The 6,954-nt window shown below is 42.5% G+C and carries 5 protein-coding genes; all 5 read right to left on the bottom strand.

Going from position 1 to position 6,954, the window contains the following annotated elements; translation table 11 throughout:
• On the bottom strand, positions 1-852 hold an 852-nt coding region (locus NWQ57_RS20390), incomplete at its 3' end, for an MBL fold metallo-hydrolase (RefSeq protein WP_306024026.1).
• A 150-nt stretch (positions 853-1,002) separates the two neighbouring features.
• Entirely contained in the window at positions 1,003-2,733 is a 1,731-nt protein-coding gene (locus tag NWQ57_RS20395) for an amino acid ABC transporter ATP-binding/permease protein (protein ID WP_306024027.1), read from the bottom strand.
• Positions 2,723-4,369, bottom strand: a complete 1,647-nt coding sequence (gene cydD / locus NWQ57_RS20400) for a thiol reductant ABC exporter subunit CydD (RefSeq protein WP_306024028.1) — start codon at positions 4,367-4,369, stop codon at positions 2,723-2,725. The genes NWQ57_RS20395 and cydD overlap by 11 nt, the downstream gene beginning before the upstream one ends.
• Positions 4,370-4,469: 100 nt before the next feature.
• Positions 4,470-5,471, bottom strand: coding sequence for a cytochrome d ubiquinol oxidase subunit II (gene cydB / locus NWQ57_RS20405; RefSeq protein WP_306024029.1), 1,002 nt, complete (start codon positions 5,469-5,471; stop codon positions 4,470-4,472).
• A complete protein-coding gene (locus NWQ57_RS20410) occupies positions 5,471-6,874 on the bottom strand; it encodes a cytochrome ubiquinol oxidase subunit I (protein WP_306024030.1) in 1,404 nt (467 codons plus the stop codon). Before NWQ57_RS20410 ends, cydB begins: the two co-directional genes overlap by 1 nt.
• Positions 6,875-6,954 lie beyond the last annotated feature (80 nt).

The raw sequence follows: 6,954 nt of genomic DNA on the forward strand, positions 1-6,954 counted from the left end.
CGGTATTTTTAAGTATCGCTGACCATTGGCTTCCGGAGAGGGAAGCTGCCCACCTCTAATATTTATCTGAATCGCAGGCAATAAAAGTTTGGGCACGTCTAAGCCCGCGTCTCTTTTTTCACGCATGGCGACAAAGTCTTCTAGGCCAATACCTTCGTGTACATGGACGTTTTGACGTTTCTGTTCAAGCACAGATGTTTGCCACATGTACTCACTGCGCCCTGTTGGCAAATAGTCGTGGCCAACAAAGATGCGGGTGGCATCAGGTAGGCTTAATAACTTTTGAATTGAATGATAAAGGCGCTTAGCACTGCCATTTGGAAAGTCTGCCCGTGCTGTGCCGTAATCCGGCATAAATAGTGTGTCGCCTACAAATGCAACATCCTCGATTAAGTAAGAAACACATGCAGGTGTATGACCTGGAGTATGGATAACACGCATATCAAGATGGCCCACTCTGATTTTTTCATCATCGCTAAAAAGATGATCAAACTGATGTCCATCGGGCACGAACTCATCTGATAAATTAAACAGCTTCTTAAAGGTATTTTGTACCCTTATGATATGCTCTCCAATGCCAATATTGCCGCCTAGCTGCGCTTTCAGATACGGCGCCGCTGTGAGATGATCGGCATGAGCGTGAGTTTCTAGTATCCATTCCACTTTATAGCCAAATTTGTCAATATGGCTGACAATTTTGTCAGCAGAGTCAGTGGTCGTTCGGCCAGAATTTGCATGGTAGTCAAGTACTGGATCAATAATGGCACAATGCTGTGAGGCCACGTCAATCACGATGTAAGTAACCGTATTGGTGTTATTATCAAAGAACGCATCTACCTTGATCTTGCTCATAAAGTTGCCGCCCAAAATTATCGTTATCGCGTTATAAGCTTAACAACGCAAAAGGCTTGCCAACTCGCTTCCCTAGGTTTTGCATTGCTATTGTGGGCAAGCGAAGCACGTATTTAGATAGAAATTAAACAGATAAAAAACGACAGATATTTAAATGCTGAGGATGTTGACGGGATACTGTTGCTTATCAGACAGCGTCCAAAATAGTGGTTTTTCATGCATCATTAATACAAGACATTTATCCTGTAACCAAGGTGTCAGGTTCTGCCAAATTCTAGCTGCCATGCTGCTGTCTACGCCATTAAAGGGCTCATCTAACAACAAAAACTGTGGTGACTTTAAAATAATTCTGGCAAGGCAAATACGTCTGGCTTGCCCACCAGAAAGTTTATTACCTGTATCTCCTAACCAAGTATCGAGCTGTTTGGGTAATGACAATGCCCAATCTCGGAGTTCGACAATATCGAGAGCAGCATGGATCTGTGCCAGACCAACTTCAGGTTGTCCCAAGGTTAGGTTAGCGTACAAGGTATCTGCGAGTATGGCATTTTGCTGGCTTAAATAACCAAGTGACTGCTGCCAGCTTTTTATATTGTCTGTATGTAAGGGGATGTTATTGACTACTATTTCGCAGTGAGTGGTGGTCAAGTTCAATGTGTCGGCTTGACCACTTAAGAGATCACCGAGTGTCGATTTTCCTCGTCCTGATTTTCCAATGATCAAAAGCTTGTCTGTGCTATTTATAGTAAAAGCTATTGGCTCATCGACACTAGCAGGAATATAGGGGTGATTGCTTACTGATAAGTGCACTTGGTGCAGGGGACTCGTGATTTGCTTGGTGGGTAATAACGCTTTAGCCAATTGTTGTACTTGATTGCTTTTCTGCTGTGGGGAGGAAGCTAAAAGGTACAAGCGTTCGGCAGCATAAGTTGTTTTGCCCCATTGAATAAAGTGAGCAGGAACACTTTGTAATAGTTCAACGATGCCAACGGCAGCAAGTATTAACAAAATCGCAATAGGTCCATCAAAAAATCCCTGCTCAACGCCCCAGAAGGCCGACAGGCTAAGTGCAACTATGGTCATACCCAAAAGCAGACTGTGCATTAACTGAATATTTTGTACACCATGGTTGAGTCGGCGCTGAATTTCACCGAATTGCTCAATCGTATCCAATAAGTGCCTTTGGTGTAGGTCGTTTGCCCCCATTGACTGCAAAACAAGTTGGCCTTGCAAATGTTCAATTGCTTGGCCTCGAGCAACATTCAATAAATGCGCGGTTTGATAACTGTTAAAGCTACTTAATTTTATAATAAAAGACGCAGTCATCAGACAGATAAACACTAGGCACAAGGTAAGCCAGAAGGCTAGTAAGGGCCAAAAGAATGCGATAAATAGACCCAGTATGACGGTAGTAGATAGTGCTACCACCGTTGGAATGAGTATATTTAAGAGAATATTATCTAAGCTGTCTAAATCTGCGGTGAGTTTGCTCAACCATTCACTGCTAGGAGTATGTTTAAAATCGTTATTCGACCGATGAACAAGCCCTGCAAAGAGTTGTTGACGCAAGTGTGCAATCAAGGACAAAACCAAATTGTGGTTATATAGACGTTCGGCATAGCGCCCTATTGTGCGCGATAAAGCAAAAAAACGAATACCTGAACCAGGCAAATAAATATCCAGCTTAACCATTATTCCTGCAGCGATAGCGAGGCCAGTAATCGCTGATGCGCTAATAAACCAGCCAGATAACATCAATAGCGCGATACCACTTAAAGCTGTCACTAAGGCTAATATGGTACCTAAAAATAACTTTTTCGGCTGCCAACCAATAATTCTTATTGTCCAGTATTTTAAACTGTCCCGCGCTTTAACCGACATTTTTACTACCTTTAGTTGCATCTAGAGGTGCTTTTAAGACTACGTGATGATTGGCAATGTTGAAAATGTCATGATCATGAGTTGCCACGACAATGATGGCGTTTTGTGCCAATTTTTGGATTTGTTCGATAACACGCTGGCGATTTTGTGTATCTAAACTTGCAGTGGGTTCATCCATAATAATTAACGCGGTAGGTGCCATCATGAGTCGAAGTAAAGCAATGCGCTGACTTTGACCACCTGAAAATCCTAAGCCATCTTCGCTTATCTCGGTAGAAAGCCCTAAATCGCGTTGTTTAATGTCTTCTAATAAGTTTACGGCTTGTAAAACAGTGTTCAGTTCCTCCTCGTCGATAGCGGGATTAAATAATACAATATTGTTTAGCACACTGCCTTGAATCAACCATGCTTGTTGCGGCAGATAAGCAATTTGAGGTCGATGAACATCAAAAGTAGGTATAAAAAGCTGCCCATTTATTGGGGATAAATAACCAGCAAGCGTATTCAGTAAAGTTGACTTACCGCATCCTGAGGGGCCGGAAACACTCACAATATCACCAAGCTGCAAGGTTAAATTTAGCGGGGTTTGCAGAGCGTGTTGATGTCCAATAACAAGGTCAACAAGAGCTAGGCCTTGCTCGGGTGTTTGGTAATGAAAGTAAGCCGGCGGCACAGCGCCTTGCTCTTCAGTTTTACCTGTTAACCTGTTGGTGCTTTTGTATGAAATTTTAAATAGGTTAACCAGATTATTGCTGGCGGCTAAGGCACTAGCTCGGTCATGATAAAATTGGGAGAGATTTCGCAAGGGTTGAAAAAATTCAGGGGCAAGCAGCAAAATAGCAAAACCACTAAACAAACTTAATTCTGTAGATGGTCCCCACGTGATCGCACCAAATAACGAAAAACCGATATAAATAGCCACACTTGCAATGGCTACACTCGTAAAAAACTCGAGAACCGTTGATGATAAAAAGGCAATTTTTAAAGTTTGCATAATGACTTTGCGATAATCATCACTTTTTTGTTTGATGTCATTTATTTCAGGTTGATGTGCGTTAAACAACTTAATGGTACTTAGATGTTTGACCCTATCAAGAAAATGCCCAGCAAGACGCTGTCGCATTACAAAGTATTTTTGGTTAACACTTTCAGCACCCAGACCCACTAAGATCATAAATAAGGGAATTAAAGGTGCGCTGATTAAAAGTAACATGCCACATAACCAATTTAAGTAGAACACAGGGATGATAATTAATAGCGGCGCTAACACGGCAAGCATTTGCTGTGGCCAGTATTGACTGAAGTAGCCATCCATTGCTTCGACTTCTTCAACCCATTGGCTGGCTGCTGCAGCGGGAGAATGATGGTGACTCATCAAAGGGCTACTAATTTTCCAATGTTCTAACACAAGGCTTCGGATATGCTGGCGAATTAGCCAACTTGCAGTCTGTGCATAGTTATTTTTGAACTTTAGAAAGATAGGGCGTAACAACACACTACTCAATAGTATTAAGCTAGCAGGCCAATTTTTATCGAGTGACTGATGTTGAATAATGATCTGGTGCGCTAAATACGCCAAACTTAACCATTGGCTTATCATGACTACTGTTGAAAGTAAGCCAAATAAAACACTCATCCTGAGCTTTTTACTTTGTTGTTTAGCAAGGCTTCGCAAAAACTCAAGGCCGCTCGCAGGCCTCGAGTTAGTTTGTGTTTTAACGCGTTTTACCATCTTATTAATGATAACCGGTTGCTTTTACTTTGCCTCTAAATACCCAATATGTCCAAGCGGTATATGCCAGCACGATAGGAATGACAAACAAAAAACCAAGGAGCAGAAACAGTTGAGACTCTGGTGCCGATGCCGCATCATAAATTGTGTAGTTAGGTGGCACAATATAAGGCCATTTACTCGCAAGCAGGGCCAAATAGCTAAAAACGAACAAACCCATTGTGGCAACAAAAGGCAGTCCTTCATCGCGCTTTTTTACCGCTCTAAAAATAATAAACGCACAATACATAGCTAAAGCAGGTAGCAGCCAAATTAGACTAACGCTATCAAACCATCGAGATTTTACAAAGGGGTCTACAAAGGGGGTGTAAACGCTGACAATGGCAAAAACCGCTAGTACACCGAGTAGTAATCTGGGTGTGAGTTTGTAGGCCCAGTCTTGTACCTCGCCCTCTGATTTCATAATCAGCCAAGTACTACCCAGTAGGGCATAACCGGCAACTAAACCTGCTCCTGTGATAACGGTAAACGGCGTGAGCCAGTCTAATGCGCCTCCAACGTAAACAAGGTTTTCAGTCTTAAATCCTTGGATATATGCGCCCACCACCGCACCTTGCGCAAAGGCAGCGACCGTTGAACCGCCAGCAAAAGCCCAGTTCCATAAATAACGCGACGTTTTAGCTTTGAAACGAAATTCAAATGCAACCCCCCGAAATATCAATCCCGCTAGAAGTAAAAATACGCCAATATACAAAGCAGGTAGAAAAACCGAATAGACCAGAGGAAACGCAGCTAAAAGGCCAGCACCACCTAAGACTAACCACGTTTCATTACCATCCCAAACTGGCGCCACCGAATTCATCATCACATCACGAGTATGTTCATTAGGCGCGAAGGGAAACAGTATACCCTGTCCTAAATCAAAACCATCCATTAAGACATACATCATGATACCAAAACCAATGATACCGGCCCAAATTAGGGTTAAATCGAAAGGTTGTTCCATTATTTTTCTCCTTCTTCATCTAGACTTGCGTGGGCAGCTGAGAAAGGCCTTGAAGGGCGTTCAATACTGTCTAATTCATGTGGTGCATTGGCTTTTTCTAGACCCCCACGAAATACTTTGAGCAAATAATAAACGCCAGCACTAAAGACCAATGCATAAACAATGACATAACCAATTAAAGTGAACAGTGCCATAGCACCGGTCAACGAGGGGGTTAGTCCTTGAGCATGGGTCATTTGTTGGTAGATGAGCCATGGTGCACGACCTGTTTCAGTAACAATCCAGCCCGCGAGTACCGCGAAAAAGGGGCTCAAACTCATTAAGCGTAAACCGTTTAAAAACATAGTAGACTGATAATACTTACCACCTATGCGTAAAAACAGTCCCCAAATAGCAAAGCCAATCATTAATAATCCCATAGCAACCATGACCCTAAAAGCCCAAAAAACAGCAAATACTGGAGGTTGTTCTTCAATTGGAACATCTTTTAATCCTGGTACTTCTCCGTCCCAATCATGAGTTAAAACGAAGCTGGCCATGTTGGGAATTTTTACCTCAAAGTGATTGGTTTGATTTTCTTTGTCCGGAATAGCAAATAACAGCAATGGCACACCTTTACCTGTCTCCCAGTTTCCTTCCATAGCGGCTACTTTAGTGGGTTGATGCTTCAGGGTATTGAGGCCATGAAAGTCACCCACAATCGCTTGGAGTGGAGCCAAGAAAAGTAAAAACCATAGGGCAACAGACAAAGCCTTACGATTTGCTTGTACTTCACGTTTTTGAATTAAAAACCATGCACTTACACCAGCGACAACAAAAGCGGCTGTGAGAAATGATGCAAGCGCCATGTGAGCAAAACGATAAGCAAAAGAGGGATTAAATAAGGCATCAGCCCAAGAAACAACATGGTACATCCCTTTTACCAAAACCAAGCCATCAGGGGTTTGCAATAAAGAATTGGCAGCTAAAATCCAAAACGAAGAAATAAAGGTGCCTGTTGCGACCATGATGGCGGCAAATAAGTGGACCCCTTGCGGCACTTTGTCTCGGCCGAATAATAGGACCCCTAAAAAAGCTGCTTCGAGAAAAAAGGCTGTTATCACCTCATAACTTAACACTGGACCAAGAAAGTTTGCGGTGGCGTAGGAAAAATTACTCCAATTTGTACCAAACTGAAATGACATTACGATCCCTGAAACTACACCCATGCCAAACACAACAGCAAAAACTTGGATCCAAAATTTTGATAGTTTCTGCCAAATAGGATTATTTGTTTTAAATGAAAGGGTTTCAAATCCAGCAATTGTGCTCGCTAATCCGATGGTGAAGACCGGAAATATAGCGTGAAAGCACACTACAAACGCGAACTGAATTCTGGACAGAACGAGTGGATCTAAATCCATGTGTATTCTCCAATAACAGTAAAATGCCAATGACGAACCAATGTATAAAACCTAAGGTGTTTTTTGTGTTGCCCCAACGG

The sequence above is a fragment of the Paraglaciecola sp. genome (genome assembly GCF_030730205.1).
Taxonomy (GTDB): Bacteria; Pseudomonadota; Gammaproteobacteria; order Enterobacterales; family Alteromonadaceae; genus Paraglaciecola.

Bases quoted from the DNA above. Each gene is read 5' to 3' on its own strand.
- cydB (WP_306024029.1), bottom strand. From the start codon at position 5,471: ATGGAACAACCTTTCGATTTAACCCTAATTTGGGCCGGTATCATTGGT.
- NWQ57_RS20410 (WP_306024030.1), bottom strand. From the start codon at position 6,874: ATGGATTTAGATCCACTCGTTCTGTCCAGAATTCAGTTCGCGTTTGTA.
- NWQ57_RS20395 (WP_306024027.1), bottom strand. From the start codon at position 2,733: ATGTCGGTTAAAGCGCGGGACAGTTTAAAATACTGGACAATAAGAATT.
- cydD (WP_306024028.1), bottom strand. From the start codon at position 4,369: ATGAGTGTTTTATTTGGCTTACTTTCAACAGTAGTCATGATAAGCCAA.